Source organism: Terriglobus roseus (assembly GCF_900105625.1).
GTDB lineage: Bacteria > Acidobacteriota > Terriglobia > Terriglobales > Acidobacteriaceae > Terriglobus > Terriglobus roseus_B.
The window spans coordinates 2,601,666-2,615,793 of record NZ_FNSD01000001.1; the positions used below are offsets into that span (position 1 = coordinate 2,601,666).

A 14,128-nucleotide genomic window follows, 5' to 3' on the forward strand; every position below is an offset into this window, starting at 1 on the left:
GATGACAAATCAGTGGAGTAGTTAAGGAAATGAAGTCCGCAGAAAAGTCGTTTGCACAAGAAAGAGCCCTCGCATGGAGGGGCTTCTTCCTTGCAAACACACGCTGTTTTACCGGGCGCCGCCGGAGACCTTGACGATCTGGCCGGTCACCCAGCGTGCATCTTCTGTAGCGAAGAAGACGACGGCTGCGGCGATATCGTCCGGCTGGCCGGTGCGACCGAGTGGGGTCTCTTCGACGGCCTTTGCCTCAAACGGGCTGCCGATGAATCCCTTGCTGATAGCGCCTTCCGTGACGACCATGCCCGGGCTGACGCTGTTGACGCGGATCTTGCGAGCGCCGAGCTCCTTCGACAGGGAGAGCGTGATGGTGTCGACCGCGCCCTTGGTCGCGCTGTAGACGGAGCCCTGTGCGGGTGCGAGTGTTGCGACTACGGAGCTGATGTTGATGACCGATCCACCCTCGGCCGGGAAGAGCGGCAGGGCAGCCTGCGTGGCCAGCAGAAGGCCGAGGACATTGATGTTGAACTGCGAATGGAAGTGCTCGGGCGTGATAGCTTCGAGCGGTGCGAAGTCGAAGACACCTGCGTTGTTCACCAGGATGTCGACCTTACCGTAAGCCTTCTTCGTCTCTTCGAACAGCTTCGTGATCTCAGTGGGTTCTGCGACGCTGCCGCCGATGGCAACGGCCTTGCCGCCAGCCTTGGTGATGCGATCGACGACCGCATCCGCGCCGGACTTGGACGACGCGTAGTTCACTACGACGGAAGCACCCTCAGCTGCCAGATGCTCTGCGATGGAGGCGCCAATGCCCTTTGATGCGCCTGTTACGACTGCGACCTTACCACTCAGCTTACCCATATCGTTCCCCATTCTGCGTCATGGCGCATGGACATTATGACAACCATCGAATTGATGGATCGAGATTGCCGAAGGATTCGAAAACCTTTCGATGCACATGAAAGTGTGCAGACAGGCAAAGGATGAATCTATGTGAATTGTTCTCGGGAACTAGGCTGCGAAAGACTTCAGGTGCGCCAAGTAACTCTTCCAGGTCTTGCGGCGCAGGGTTGCGCGGACCAGTTTGCCATCGCGACGCGTCTCGATGAGGCCCGCCGTCTCCAGTTGTTTCATATGGTGAGACAGCGTTGCCGGGTTCATCGTCATCGACGTTCGAAGGTCCATGCAAGAGGTGCTGTCTGCGCCTGCAATCATGCGCAGCACTTCCACGCGGCGCGGATCGGCCAGTGCGCGGCTGATGGCCTGCATGGCAGCGCCGTCGTCCGCGGTGGCGACGGCAGTGGCCTTCTCCGGCTTGTCCTTTTCTTTGACATCGCTTGCGCGTGATTATACGGCGAGGTTTGTTTGCGCAAGGAGCTGTGCAACGGTGCGACCGAGCAGGGGATGGATCATAGTTGGGGCGATCTGAGCCAATGGCTCGAGGACGAAGCGGCGCGCGTGCATCTGCGGATGCGGCAGTGTCAGTTCAGGCGTGGTCATGACGACCTCGTCGTAAAGCAGCAGATCCAGGTCCAGTGTGCGCGGCCCCTTGTCGATGCCATGCGAGCGATCCCGCCCGTGCACGTGCTCAATCCACAGGAGGGTGCGCAGCAGATCGGGAGGGGCAAGTGACGTCTTGAGCAGTACCGCTGCATTCAGGAAGCGCGGTTGATCCGCATAGCCGACGGGGTCCGTGTCGAAGGTTGTCGACACCGCAATAACTTCGCCGTGTTCCGAGAGAGCGCGAATCGCAGAGGCCAACGTGGCCTCGCGGTCTCCCAGGTTCGATCCAAGCGCTATGGCTGCGAGTGGCACGCTATCTACGCGTGCAGAGGTGCGAGGCCGAGGCCGTGCATGGACGGGACTGCTTCCGTCTCCTCGTCGAACTCCGGCGCCAGCTCCCACGCGGAGCGGTCTTTCAGAAGCTTGCTCACCAAAGCCGTATGCATGGCATGACCGGCTCGCTCGGCGACGACGCGGCCCTGAATGCGTCGGCCGGCGAGCGCAAGATCGCCGATAAGATCCAGCACCTTGTGCCGCACAAACTCATCCGGGAAGCGTAGCGGGCCGTTCTGGACCTTCTTGCCCCCGATGATGATGGCGCAGGTATCATCTGCGCCACGGATCAGGCCCATGTTGCGCAGCATGGGTTCGTCTTCGCGGAAACCGAAGGTGCGCGCGGGTGCGATCAGGTCTGCGTAGGCGCCTGTCTCCAGATCGCCCAGGAAGCGCGAGGAGCCGATGGGCGCAGGGAAATCGATCCGGTAGTCGATGCCATACCCCTTGCCGGGGTAGACACCGATAAACTTCATGCCGTCCTTCGACGCCTCGGTGACTTCCACAGCTTTCAGGATGCGGAGATATTCGCGGCGGCGGCGCTGACGCTTGATTCCCGCAGCCTCAAACGCCTCAACATAGGGCAGGGATGAGCCGTCAAGGATGGGGACTTCAAGGTTGTCGATCTCGACGATGACGTTGTCCACGCCATAACCGATCAGCGCGCTGAGCAGGTGTTCCGTCGTGGAGATGAGGACACCCTGGCGCATCAGTGACGTGGCGTAGGAGACCTTTGCGACGTTGCGACCGTTGGCCGGAATCTCAAAGTTGTCGAGGTCGGTGCGACGGAAGACGATGCCGGACCCAGCGGGTGCGGGCACCAGACGCATGGTCACAGGCGCACCCGAATGCAGGCCGACGCCGGCAAAGCTCACAGCCTCTGCCAAAGTGCATTCTGTATGTGCCTGCCGGCCCAAGTTCACTCGTTCTCCTGACTTCAGAAGGGCCGCAACGTGGGGCGCGCTGCAACCTGACGAGCGTTAGAGTACACCCGACTTCCGTCGCGAAAGTGTTGCGTATTTGCCACAGTCACGAGTTTACAAACGCCAACGGAAAATTTCCCGCGACGTACAATCGAGCGCATGTCGAGCCATGTGACAGACATCCGGAAGATGGTGGGAACCAATGCCCCACTTTGGCAGGATCGCCTGCGCGAACTGGTTTCCCTTGAATCTCCTACCGAAGACGCCGCAGCAGTGAATCGCGCAATGGACCTGGCTGCCGCGTGGGCCTCTGCCATGGGTGCCCGGATCGTGCGGCATCCCCAGACTGGCTATGGGGATGTGGTGGAGCTCTGGTTCGACGGGTCGCCCGCTAAACCGTTGATGTTGCTGGGCCATTTGGATACTGTCTGGTCAGTCGGAACACTGCCCGGCATGCCGTGGCGCCAAGCGCCGGACGCCGAAGGCCGCGTGCGACTGTGGGGACCAGGTGTTCTGGACATGAAAGCCGGGGTTGTCATGGCACTGGCTGCCATCGAGACGGTGCAGGCGACCCGAGGCCTTCCGCGACCGGTCGTCCTGCTGCTGAATCCGGATGAAGAAACTGGTTCTGAAGTCTCTCGCGCACATACCGAGCGGATCGCACGGGATTGCGAATCGGTGTTCGTCATGGAGCCTGCGCAGGGCCTGCCAGGATCGTCCGACAACGCTGCATACAAGACGGCGCGCAAGGGCGTGGGAGCGTACCGGCTCGACGTGACGGGCGTCGCCGCACACTCCGGCGTGGACTTCGAGCGAGGACACTCTGCCGTGCTGGAACTGGCGCGACTGCTGGCCAAGGTGTCTGCGTTCACCGATCTGCCAAGCGGGTTAACCGTCAATCCCGGTGTCATCGGGGGTGGAACGCGGTCCAACGTGGTGGCGGCCAATGCGTGGGCCGAAGTGGATGTCCGCATCGCGCGCGCCAGCGATGCCGAACGCGTGGAGCGGCTCTTCCAGTCGCTGACTGTCGACGATCCCGCCTGCTCGTTGCGTGTGACCGGCGGCATCAACCGGCCACCGATGGAGCGTGGCGAAGGAACGGTGCGACTGTTCCAACAGGCCCAAACGCTTGCAGCCGAGCTTGGGTTTTCTCTTGACGAGGCGTCGACGGGCGGCGGTTCCGACGGAAACTTCACAGCGGGACTCGGCATTCCGACGCTGGATGGAATGGGCGCCGTGGGTGAGGGCGCACACGCCGCGCATGAAAGCCTTCTGCTGGACGAGTTGATCCCGCGGACGGTATTGCTTGCGGCGATGATCGCCAAGTCTTAGCGACTATGCCGGGTGCCCCATTCTTTCGCTGCTGTATCGCGAAAGGGTGGGTTGTTCGCGCGAAGTGCGAACGGTTGCCAGGACACTACTCGCCCAAAGAGGTCGCGCGTTGCGCGATACCCCACCCTTTGCTTCTCAAAGAATGGGGCACCCGATCGGGGCTCTCTTCGGGGTTCTATTTCAGGAGCTTCAACAGGGATGCGAGTTTCGCCAGGGGTAGCCCGACTACGTTGTTGTAGTCGCCCTCGATGCGTGGAATCCATTCCGCGGCGCGGCCCTGGATGCCGTAGGCTCCGGCCTTGTCCATCGGTTCGCCTGTCGCGACGTACGCGGCGATCTCGTCATCGGTCATGGCTGAGAAGAAGACGTTCGTCGTCTCTGCTGCGATGTGGGTCTGGTCGTTCGTGAGAACGGCGATGCCCGTTGTGACCTGGTGTGCGCGACCGCTGAGCAGGCGCAGCATGCGCGCGGCATCGGCGGCATCGCGTGGCTTACCAAGCAGATCGCCGTCGACTTCTACGGTGGTGTCTGCACCGATGACGATGCTGTCCGGGTGTTGCACGAGAATGGCCCGAGCCTTATCGTCCGCCAGCCGCAAAGTGTACGCGCGATGGTCTTCACCGGGCAGCGGAGTCTCGTCGATGTCGGCGGTGACGACGCGGAAGTCGACTCCAATCTGGGCCAACAACTCGCGCCGCCTCGGCGATTGCGAGGCGAGGATGACGGGCTTGCTCACGACAGTTCCGACGGCAGCACCTCCCGAACACCGTCTTCGCCCGCAATGATTGCGCGCTCTGCCATGCCGAGGAAGAGTCCGTGCTCCACGACGCCGACGATCGCGCGAATTTCTGCTGCGGTCTCTTCCGGGTCGACAATACCGCTGGACGCACAGTCGAGCAGCACATTGCCTTCGTCGGTGATGTAGTTGCCGCTGCCGTCCTTTGCCTGACGGATCTTTGGCGTGAAGCCGAGGTCCCGCAGACGTGCATCCACCAGCGGAACCGCCATCGAAATCACTTCAATCGGTAGCGGAAAGGTGCCGAGCTGCGCGACCAGCTTGGTGTCGTCCGCAACGATGATGAAACGCTTGCAGGCGCTTGCGACGATCTTCTCGCGCAGCAGCTTGCCGCCGCCGCCCTTGATCAGCGCCATGCCCGGACCGATCTCATCCGCACCATCGATGGCGACATCGATCACCTGGTGCTTCGTGAAGTCCGTGATGGGAATGCCCAGGCTGCGCGCGAGATTTTCGCTGTCCTGCGACGATGCGATGCCCTGAATCTTGAGGCCCTGCTTCACGCGCTCGCCCAGGAGTTGGATGAAGAGCGACGCAGTCGATCCGGAGCCCAGGCCGACGACGGTTCCCGGTTCCACGTAACGCAGCGCGTGTTGCGCAGCGGCGAGTTTGGCGGCTTGCTGTGACATGACTTCAGGCTACTCGTTCTGGAGCATGACCGTCATGCTCATGCCATGGGTCGCACCCGGGGCGAGCGTGATGCGATCGTCCAGCGCGTTCACGGCCTCGACGCAGACGAAGTGCTCCCAGCTATCCTCCGCCAGGTCCGGCAGCCCCGGCGTCAGGACGGTCCAGGGATTCCAGATGACCGTCGTCTGCGAGCCCTCTTTTGCGATGTGAATCTTCCGGTCACCGTCATGCAGCGTAAGCGGTTCGGCCGTGTGGACATGCACCTGATCCACATCGCGCGTGAAGCGGAACTGAGATTCGCGTTGTACCTTGCGGATCATGTCGTCGCGTTTGTCGAGGTAGGTGCTGCCACGCAGGCCGTCGAGCAACACCTGTTCGACATCATTTACAGCGAAGTAGGTGTGGAAGCCTTCTTCAAATTGCATGGGCTCCGCGCCCCGATTGGTGACGGTGAGGGCCATGCGCAGCTCGGCACCGATGTGGAAGTCCATCGTCGCTGTGAAGTTGTCGTAGCCGAGCGAACGCGAGGTCTCATCCGGCGCGAGCGAAAGGGTGATGTGGACGTCGCCGGTCGGATCCAGGTGCGTACGCTCCAGCGTCCAGACCGAGATGCGCGCGAAGCCGTGCATCGGAGAAGTCACGGCAAAGTCGGCTGCGTTCCAGCGTGGTCCGAACCATGGGAACAGCACCGGCACACCACCGCGGATGGGCTTGCCCGGTGCCAACGCGGACTTTGGCGAAAGGTAGAGCATCGGGCTTCGGCCCGCAGGCGTCCACTGCGTCAGGTGCGCACCCTGCAGATAGAGGGTCGCCTCAGAGGCCGGCGTGGCAATGCGGAGCTTCAGCATCCCCGGCTCGTCTTCGTGGAAGGTGACGTGGTCGCGGATGGCGAAGCGCTCATTAAGTTCAGCGATGGTTTGCGTCATGGCACCCATGATTTCACGGACACGCCGGATACAGCACAGGCCGGTGCCTCACGTCTCATTTTTTAGAGGCGGACTGTCACCGATGTGGTGTCGCACAGATCCCATGTCTCAGCATGACGACATGTTTTACTAGGCTGGCGTGCTGGTGGTTGGCACTGCATTGAAGGGTAGAAACAGCGTCGCGACGGTGCCTCGGTGGCCTTCGCGCTGGCTGCTGCGCAGGCGCAGTTCGCCTCCGTGCCGGGCAACAATGTCGCGGCTGATCCACAGGCCAAGGCCACTGCCGCTGATGCCCTTTGTCGTAAAGAATGCCTCGAAGACCCGGTCCTGAACCTCCGGCGGTATGCCCGTCCCGGTATCCGCGATGGTCAGCACCAGGCCTTTGTCCCCAGTGCTCCAACGCGTGGTTTCCCGGCTGCGGACGATCAGACGCCCGCCGTGCGGCATGGAGTCGATGGCGTTCCCAATCAAGTTATTCAAAACCTGGCGGATGTCGCCCTCGAAGATGCGGATCGCCTTAGCGGCGCGCTTGCGCTTTTCCACCTGGATGCCGGAGTTGCGAAGCTTGCCCTCGAACATGGTCAGCACGGTAGAGAACAACGCCAGGCATGTGACCTCCTGCGGACTGGAAGCCTGACGGTGGAAACGCAGTGTCTGATTGGTGATCACGGCTACGCGGCGCAACTCCGCATCTGCAAGATCGAGCAGACTCGCAACTTCTTCCGGATCGGACGTCTTCCGTGCGATGTAGAGAAGGTTGGTTACGGACTCCAGCGGATTGTTGATCTCGTGCGCAATAGACGATGCCAGCCTGCCGACGGCTGCCAGTTTCTCGTTCTGCATCAGGACGGCCAGGGCGCGACGCTTTTCGCTGGTGTCTCGCGAGAAGGTGACAAACCCCTCCGCCGTTGGATACACCTCAACTTCAAGCCACAGATTCCACGGTGCCGCATGGTGCGTCTCAAAGTACCCTGGCTCGCCCCGGTCCATGGCGCGCGTGTAGTGCTCAACGTATGGGGAACCCTCGTACGATGCCTCCGGAAAAGACTCCCATAACTTTTTGCCCACCAGGGAACGGCCACCTCCGTACATCCGCTGCGCGGTGTCATTCAGGTAGCTGATGCACCAGTTGCGGTCGACGCCCACAACTGCGTCCTTGGTCACGCTGAGGAATTGATTCATCCTCATGGCGAAAGTGTCTCGCTGGCGAAATGCGAGAACTGCGGCCGTGGTGTTGCGATGCGGGATAAGTACGCCGGCGATCCTTCCACCGTCATGGACGGGCACGCGCGAGTAAGTCCAGTAGTGATCTTCGATGGTGCCGGCCCGGTTCACGGGTGTTAGCACGTTCTCGTGCACGACTGGCTTGCCTCGTAGATAGCAGTCTTCCATCTCGGGACCGACGAAATCCCACGCCTCGGCGAAGACCTCCCGGTAGGGCGCGCCCAGGGCCCACGGATGCTTCGCGCCGATGGAGTGGATCGCAGCCTCGTTGTAAAAGGTGATGTATTCCGGCCCCCACGTCAGCGTGACCGGCAGAGGCGCGCTCAACGTGTGATTGACGATCGTGATCTGCGCTTCCGACCAGTTTTCCAGCGGGCCCAGCGGTGTTGCGGCCCAGTCATGCCGACGCACGAGGTCATGCATGGGACCCGTACCGACGATGCGGTCGGCGCCTGCGGGATCGCTCACGGACTTTGGGGGAGCCTTGGGCATGCGTGAGCTTTGGAGGAAGCCTATCGCTTCCGGGCGATAGACCGGTCTCTGATCATGCTATCGCGTCAGCTTAAGCGATTCTGCGCGCAGTTTTCCAATGCGCCCCTTTGGACCGACCACGAAGGGAAGCGAAATCGCATTCCAATCCCTGTCGGCATCCGACGCATCGCCCTTCGTGTTGTCCGGCTGCAATGGTGTCCAGTGGATGCCGTTATCCCGTGAGATGTCGGTGCCATTGGGGCCGGCGGTAATCCACGTCTTCGTGCTGACGTCATAGGCAACGGTGCTGCGATAGCCGTGTGGCTGCGTTACGGCGGCATGCCACGTCAGGCCGTCGTCCAGGCTTACCGCCGCGGTCATGGCCGGGTTGGCTGGCTGCGTATAGTCTCCGCCGACGGCAACGACCGCCTCCGTCGTTGCAACGACCGCGAAGATACCTGCCGCTGCACCCTCCGCCTGCAGCGGCAGGTGGAGGCGGTCAAAGGGTATGCGATCCAGGCAGAGCTCAGGCTGGTTGTAGCTCTGCGACTGCGAACAGCCCGGCCATGATCCACGGTAGAGATAGCCCGCCCCACCGCCGAAGATGGGCCCAGTGAGCGAGACAGTGAAGGACTGGTTGCTGGCCGCAAAGGCGCCGATGTTACGCGTAGGTTCATTCAGATCGGGAGACTTGCTGCGCGTCCACGTGGCGCCGCCGTCGCTGGTATTGCCGACGTAGAAATTGCCCTTCACCGGATCGCCCAGCAGCCAGCCCTCGTCGCGCCGCATGAAATACATCGCATCGAAGAAGCCGTCGGGCGCGTCAGGATTGGTGAAAAGAAGCTGCCACGTGACGCAGCCATCGCTGGTCTTGTAGACCCTGCTGAGGTCGCCCTTGCCGCTGGACATGACGAGTGCCGTCTTGTCATCGAAGGCCTGGATACCGCGGAAGTCGAGCTTCTCTGCGCCGGCTGGCGTGGCGCATGCCACCCAGTGCGTGCCGCCATCCAGCGTCTTCAGTACGGTTCCCGCAGTGCCGCTGGCCCATGCGACCTGGCCGTCTACATTCGCAATGCCACGCAGACTAGCCGTGGTGTGACTGGCCTGCACGGTGAACTGCGCGTGTGCCAGCGCCGGGACGATCAGAACAGCTACGAAAAGGCGGCAGATCATGCGGTGAGTGTATCGCCCACACCGTTCTCACGGAGAAAGAGGTCACGCGGTCGGACCGGGAGGCCGTATCGGAAACGGCAGGTGCGTGCAGCTATTCGCGAACGATTCGGAGGATGAAGCGGGCGTTACCGGTACGGAGCTCGCGCGAGAAATCGCTCACACCGGTATCGTGCAGGTTCTCTGCAAGTTGCATGCACAGTTCGTCACGTCGCTGCTCGTCGGGATCGTTTGTTGGGAACAGGTGCCGGAAAGAAGATTGCTTCAATTGATACAGGTTCAACTTTGACATACACGTTAAGAACGCATTTGTCGGCAGCCTGGATTACTCAAACGAAAAATAATTTTGAACTCGAACCTTTGCTCACTCCGCACTCCGGCCCAGCAGCGCACTGTACCGATTCGTGTGTGAAGATCTCGGGAATCCGAAGACGCAACACTCCCAACGCGAAAATATGTTGCAAAAATGGTGCAACGCAACTATCGTGCGCGCGCTCCCATCTGGGCAGAACGTGCACGCAGATCAGGCGACGGAGGATGCAACCATGACGGGATCGATCCGGACGATGCGGTACGACGAAGTGGGTCAGGTGTTGACGGTGGACTTTCGAGACTGGGCAGGTACCACGCGATACTTTGAGGTGGCACCGGCGGAGTGGGCGAAGCTGAACGCCGTCTTCCAGAAGGCCGCGTACCTGCAACAGGTGCTGCAGCCGCGCCATCGATCCGAGCAGATGCAGGCCGCCTAGGTCCGTTTCGCATCGGTGCGAGATCGTCTACGCAGTGGCTCTGCAGTCGTCCCTCATCGCAGAAGCGCGCCGTGGGCACGCGCCTCGTAGGGCGGCTCTGGTACGCTCATCGGCACCATGAACTTCCACCGATCTGCGCTTCTGTTTTCGCTCGCTGCACTGACGCTGTCCGCTGCGGCGCGCGCAGAGGTCATGCGCTTCCATGGCACCATCGGCCAGAGGGGCGTCACAATGACGCTCGACGTCAAGGATGAGTTGGTCACGGACGCGAAGTACAAGTACGACAATGAAGCGTCGGAATTGGCGGTATCGGAGAGTCACCTGTTCGGTGCGACCGTTGTGCTGGCAGACGACGACGGCAACAACTTCCATCTGCACCTGCAGGACGCTGACGGCACCAGCGTAACGACCTTTGCGAAGACGCGGAAGCTGACCGGAACCATGCAACGGGAAGAGCTGGATCTGCCGGTGAAACTGGACCTAATGGCAGATTCGAAGCGCTAGGTTCTAGCGTGCAGCAGGGACCAGCTTGCGACGTTCAGTTTCGGTGTAGGTGTAGCGGATGCGGTGAATTACAGTCATGGTTCCCAGGAAAGCCAACACCCAGAGTGCCGGTGCCATCACGCCCCAACGATCACAGAGTGCGCCCAGGATGACGAGCACGATGCGCTCCGGCCGCTCCATAAAGCCGACCTTGCAGGATCCGATGAGTGCCTCGGCGCGTGCGCGGGTATAGCTGATCATCAGCGACGCCGTCATCACGAAGGCGCAGAGCACCACGTAGACGAAGCGATTGCCGCGCGCGTAGTAGACCAGCAGGCCGAAGAAGATGGCTACGTCGGAGTAGCGGTCCATCACCGAATCAAAGAAGGCGCCGAAGACGCTGACCTGGTTGGTCTGGCGTGCGACGCGGCCGTCCACCATGTCAAACAGACCGGCGCCGATCAGGATCAAACCCGCGTACAGGAACATGCGGTGCGCGTTCTCACCGCGCGCGTAGCCGAAGAAGAAGGCCGCGATGATGTTGATGATGAGGCCGATGAAGGTGAGCGTATTCGGCGAAATCTTCGACAGCGCAAGGCCGTTGACGATCTTCTGCAGCAGCCAGCCGCTGCCTTTTCCAAATGCGCTTGTCCAGGTGAATCGGGAACTCATGATTTGATTGCCGTGCCTAGGACCAGTGTATCGTCTTGCGGCCTCTGGCGGGGTCGACCGAGTCATTCTGGCGGTACGTTTGCGGCCCGAATCCAACAGCCCTGCCTTGAGGTGCTCGCAGATTTCGGCTGCGTTACTCGACTGCGGGCGCGACGTCGTGGATGGTGTACAGCTTCAGGATCTCCAGGATGCGCTTGCCGTTGGGCGTGACCACCGTGACTTCATCGCCAAGCTGCTTGCCGACCATGGCGCGCCCAATGGGCGACGTGGTGCTGATCAAACCCTTAGTAACGTCGCTCTCTTCGCTGGTGACCAGCTTGTAGGTGATCTCTTCTTCCTTGGTCTGGTCGAAGACGATGATGGTCGAGCCGAAGCCGATGCGATCGTTCGGGATGTTGCGCAGGTCGACGAGCGACAACTCTGCCATGCGCTTCTTCAACTGGCCGAGGTGCGCGTTGACAAACTCCTGACGCTGTTTTGCAGAGTGATATTCGGCGTTCTCGCTCAGGTCGCCCAGAGCGACGGCGCGCTTGATCTCTGCCGGCAGCTCCGTCGTGAGCTCGTGCTCCAACGCGCGAATCTGTTCTTCAAGCTTCTTGGTGACGTCGAGCATGGGCCGTGTTTCCGATCGCAAAGAGGGTGAGAGCGGCGCTGCCACGCTTGCCGCGTCAGCAGGGACTCTCCCTGGGTAATGTTCCATTATAACGGCGGGCGCCCTGCCGCATGGAACCGGGCACCGGCCCGCCGCAAACTCGCCCGGCGGCGGCGTGGATCAGCACCGGACTACCCCGCGTTTTCTGCGCGCATGCGTAAGGACTCCTGCCCATCGAGCCAGTCCTGCAGAATCACGACGGCGGCGTACTGATCCAACACGGCCTTACGCTCGGGTCCGCGCGGAAAGCCTCTACGATCCAGCAGTTCTTCCGCAGCGGCACTGGTGAGTGTCTCCCGCTGCAGGTGGACGGGTATCTGCAGTTCGTCGGCAATGGTCTGTGCGAACTCCTGTGCCTTTTTTGCCTGCGGGCTGAGGTCTCCGGATGCGAAGACGGGGTCGCCCGCGACGATGGCCGTGACACCATGCTTCCGGACCATGCGTGCCAGGTCCTTCAACTCTTTGCGCAGGTGCGTGCGGCCCAGGGTCAACAGCGGTTGTGCGGTCCCCAGGGCATCGGTCAGAGCAATGCCAATGCGGCGATCACCGATATCGAGACCGAGGATGCGTGGGAATTCCTTCATAAGACCTACTGCCGCCGATCCGTGTTGACGGGCAATTCGCCATGACGTTCTGACTCCTGGATGTGATCCAGGCTGCGTTCGCCGTGCAGTACTGCTTCTTCCGCGCCCTGCAACTCGGCCACGTCGGACTGCAGTGCAAGCACCGTGCTTGCCTCATCACTCAACAGATCGAAATAGCGCTGCATGGCGTCCGACGGCATGGGTGTCGTCGACTGGCCGGCTGCAACGTTGAACTGCGTTTCAAACGCATGGCGCTTGCGAATCGCTGTCATCTGGTCGGCGTAGCTGGTGTTGACGCCCGTCAGTGTCAGATCGACTTCAGACCACGCGCGGAGATCATCCTGTGGCAAACGCTCCAACAAACCGCTGGCACGTGCGGCACGCCATGCCGGCATGTCGGGCAGATCAAAGTCGGCGAAATCCGCAGCCGCAGCGACCGGCAGAGGATTGTGCGATGCGATCGCAGTGCGTACCTGCGTCATGCGTGCCTTGAGCCACACCATGCGCGCGCGCTGGTTTATCAGCATGCGCTGCGTGTCGGCGATGGTGCGCTCTCCATCCTGGTGCAGTGCCTCGCGCAGCTCCGTGCGCTGGTGGCGATGGTGCAACGCCTCAACCGACTGTTCCAGCGCAATGGCGATGAGCAGACCAATGGTGACGATGCCGATGTGCGTGAAGAACTCCCGCCAGGTGTGGATCGGGTGCTCTGGTACGTGAACTTCCATGTCGGTCTGGCGAGCCTCAGCAGGAGATACACGCAGGGTACATTGCGGAACGCGGAACAGAGTATGCCCCACAGGCGGTATCGCCAACAGCGTCCGCATCTCGACGCTGCTAGTTATCCGTAGGTGGCTCGATGTGGTCCACTACGATCGCGGGCACGGGTCCCTTCGAAGGAGTGAGACGCAGACCAAGTTGTTCGCGTACGGCGGTCGCCAGCGGCGGCGAGGGCTCTGCGGCAATGCCTGCATCGCCCGGTGCATTGGTGCTGTCCTGCGGCGTCCACCTGAGTTCCACATCGTAGTCACCGGTCAAGCCGGTCTTATCGACGACGTAGCGCTCCAGTTCATTGGCGAGGCTGTCGGCAAGCCCGCGGATGCTGACGCCTTTGCCGACGATGTGGCCGTCCGTCTTGCTCATGCTGGCGCTGCGGCGTGGCGCCGGCTGTCCTGGTTCTGGCGCGGGCAAGGGAGCACTCGGCTTCAGTTTGTCTCCTTCTGGCATGACGCTGAGTTCATACACCGGCAGGGTGCGTGTCTCAGAGTGGACGTCCAGGTGGAAGCGCTCCTTCAGCAGATTCTGGATCATCAGGCGTCGCTCCTCGTCGGAGAGCGCGCGGAGCGCGGTCAGATCCGGCTCGCTGACCTTGGCATCCACGTCGAAGTGGCCCGACTTACCCCACGGCGGCAAACCCGTCACTAGCCATGGGCGAACGTTCCATGCAAGGGCGATCAAGTTTTGGGCGGTCATGTTGCTGATCTTCAAATTCGCCGGGCGGACGTTCACGGAAACATTGCCGTCATTTGCTTCATGCGGCTTGACGGTCGAGATGTCATAGCTGGGCACTGCCTGCGCGATGGCGAGTCCGGGCATCAACACGGCGACCGCGAGCGTGGCGCGGAACGGAATCAGGGCTAGGCGAAAAAGCTTCATCATGGCTGTTACGCAGAACAGATCATTTCA

The 14,128-nt window shown here is 61.4% G+C and carries 18 protein-coding genes; 3 read left to right on the forward strand and 15 right to left on the reverse strand.

Features of this window, described 5'->3' with window-relative positions; all coding sequences use genetic code 11:
- Window positions 1-108 precede the first annotated feature (108 nt).
- The 4 genes from BLW03_RS10720 to lpxC all read right to left on the reverse strand — a co-directional run bounded on the left by BLW03_RS10720 (window position 109) and on the right by lpxC (window position 2,720).
- Entirely contained in the window at window positions 109-858 is a 750-nt protein-coding gene (locus BLW03_RS10720) for an SDR family NAD(P)-dependent oxidoreductase (protein ID WP_074653949.1), read from the reverse strand.
- A 150-nt stretch (window positions 859-1,008) separates the two neighbouring features.
- Window positions 1,009-1,266 carry an ArsR/SmtB family transcription factor gene (locus BLW03_RS10725; protein ID WP_074653950.1) on the reverse strand — a complete coding sequence of 86 codons (258 nt, stop codon included), beginning with the start codon at window positions 1,264-1,266 and terminating at the stop codon, window positions 1,009-1,011.
- Window positions 1,267-1,344: 78 nt separating this feature from the next.
- Entirely contained in the window at window positions 1,345-1,812 is a 468-nt protein-coding gene (gene folK, locus BLW03_RS10730) for a 2-amino-4-hydroxy-6-hydroxymethyldihydropteridine diphosphokinase (protein ID WP_074653952.1), read from the reverse strand.
- Between the two features lie 5 nt (window positions 1,813-1,817).
- On the reverse strand, window positions 1,818-2,720 hold the full coding sequence (lpxC, locus tag BLW03_RS10735) for a UDP-3-O-acyl-N-acetylglucosamine deacetylase (protein ID WP_244502044.1): 903 nt from the start codon (window positions 2,718-2,720) through the stop codon (window positions 1,818-1,820).
- A gap of 195 nt (window positions 2,721-2,915) precedes the next feature.
- Between lpxC and BLW03_RS10740 the strand changes: the two genes are divergently transcribed.
- Window positions 2,916-4,088 carry a M20 family metallopeptidase gene (locus BLW03_RS10740; RefSeq protein WP_074653955.1) on the forward strand — a complete coding sequence of 391 codons (1,173 nt, stop codon included), beginning with the start codon at window positions 2,916-2,918 and terminating at the stop codon, window positions 4,086-4,088.
- Between the two features lie 175 nt (window positions 4,089-4,263).
- Here BLW03_RS10740 and BLW03_RS10745 read toward each other — a convergent pair whose 3' ends face one another.
- From BLW03_RS10745 to BLW03_RS20850, 6 genes are all read right to left on the reverse strand, one after another.
- Window positions 4,264-4,824 (reverse strand): Maf family protein, encoded by a 561-nt coding sequence (locus BLW03_RS10745; RefSeq protein ID WP_074653957.1) that lies wholly within the window; start codon window positions 4,822-4,824, stop codon window positions 4,264-4,266.
- The gene (gene rpiA / locus BLW03_RS10750; protein ID WP_074653959.1) at window positions 4,821-5,513 is read right to left on the reverse strand and encodes a ribose-5-phosphate isomerase RpiA; all 693 of its coding nucleotides are present in this window, start codon (window positions 5,511-5,513) and stop codon (window positions 4,821-4,823) included. The genes BLW03_RS10745 and rpiA overlap by 4 nt, the downstream gene beginning before the upstream one ends.
- A gap of 9 nt (window positions 5,514-5,522) precedes the next feature.
- Window positions 5,523-6,440, reverse strand: coding sequence for a D-hexose-6-phosphate mutarotase (locus BLW03_RS10755; RefSeq protein ID WP_074655940.1), 918 nt, complete (start codon window positions 6,438-6,440; stop codon window positions 5,523-5,525).
- A gap of 129 nt (window positions 6,441-6,569) precedes the next feature.
- On the reverse strand, window positions 6,570-8,156 hold the full coding sequence (locus tag BLW03_RS10760) for a two-component system sensor histidine kinase NtrB (protein WP_074653961.1): 1,587 nt from the start codon (window positions 8,154-8,156) through the stop codon (window positions 6,570-6,572).
- A gap of 57 nt (window positions 8,157-8,213) precedes the next feature.
- Window positions 8,214-9,308 carry a WD40/YVTN/BNR-like repeat-containing protein gene (locus BLW03_RS10765; RefSeq protein WP_244502045.1) on the reverse strand — a complete coding sequence of 365 codons (1,095 nt, stop codon included), beginning with the start codon at window positions 9,306-9,308 and terminating at the stop codon, window positions 8,214-8,216.
- A gap of 91 nt (window positions 9,309-9,399) precedes the next feature.
- Window positions 9,400-9,597 carry a hypothetical protein gene (locus BLW03_RS20850; RefSeq protein WP_074653964.1) on the reverse strand — a complete coding sequence of 66 codons (198 nt, stop codon included), beginning with the start codon at window positions 9,595-9,597 and terminating at the stop codon, window positions 9,400-9,402.
- A 253-nt stretch (window positions 9,598-9,850) separates the two neighbouring features.
- Between BLW03_RS20850 and BLW03_RS10775 the strand changes: the two genes are divergently transcribed.
- On the forward strand, window positions 9,851-10,054 hold the full coding sequence (locus BLW03_RS10775; protein WP_170835018.1) for a KTSC domain-containing protein: 204 nt from the start codon (window positions 9,851-9,853) through the stop codon (window positions 10,052-10,054).
- Between the two features lie 117 nt (window positions 10,055-10,171).
- Window positions 10,172-10,558, forward strand: a complete 387-nt coding sequence (locus tag BLW03_RS10780) for a hypothetical protein (RefSeq protein ID WP_074653970.1) — start codon at window positions 10,172-10,174, stop codon at window positions 10,556-10,558.
- A 3-nt stretch (window positions 10,559-10,561) separates the two neighbouring features.
- On the opposite strand, the gene BLW03_RS10785 is transcribed toward BLW03_RS10780, so the two are convergent.
- The 5 genes from BLW03_RS10785 to BLW03_RS10805 form a co-directional block, all read right to left on the reverse strand.
- Entirely contained in the window at window positions 10,562-11,209 is a 648-nt protein-coding gene (locus BLW03_RS10785; RefSeq protein ID WP_074653973.1) for a CDP-alcohol phosphatidyltransferase family protein, read from the reverse strand.
- 133 nt (window positions 11,210-11,342) lie between these two features.
- Entirely contained in the window at window positions 11,343-11,822 is a 480-nt protein-coding gene (locus BLW03_RS10790; RefSeq protein ID WP_074653974.1) for a GreA/GreB family elongation factor, read from the reverse strand.
- Between the two features lie 170 nt (window positions 11,823-11,992).
- Complete coding sequence (ruvX, locus tag BLW03_RS10795) at window positions 11,993-12,445, reverse strand: Holliday junction resolvase RuvX (protein ID WP_074653976.1); 453 nt, start codon at window positions 12,443-12,445, stop codon at window positions 11,993-11,995.
- Between the two features lie 5 nt (window positions 12,446-12,450).
- Window positions 12,451-13,170, reverse strand: a complete 720-nt coding sequence (locus BLW03_RS10800; RefSeq protein WP_212733180.1) for a hypothetical protein — start codon at window positions 13,168-13,170, stop codon at window positions 12,451-12,453.
- A gap of 109 nt (window positions 13,171-13,279) precedes the next feature.
- The gene (locus BLW03_RS10805) at window positions 13,280-14,101 is read right to left on the reverse strand and encodes a TIGR03435 family protein (RefSeq protein WP_074653979.1); all 822 of its coding nucleotides are present in this window, start codon (window positions 14,099-14,101) and stop codon (window positions 13,280-13,282) included.
- Window positions 14,102-14,128: the final 27 nt, after the last annotated feature.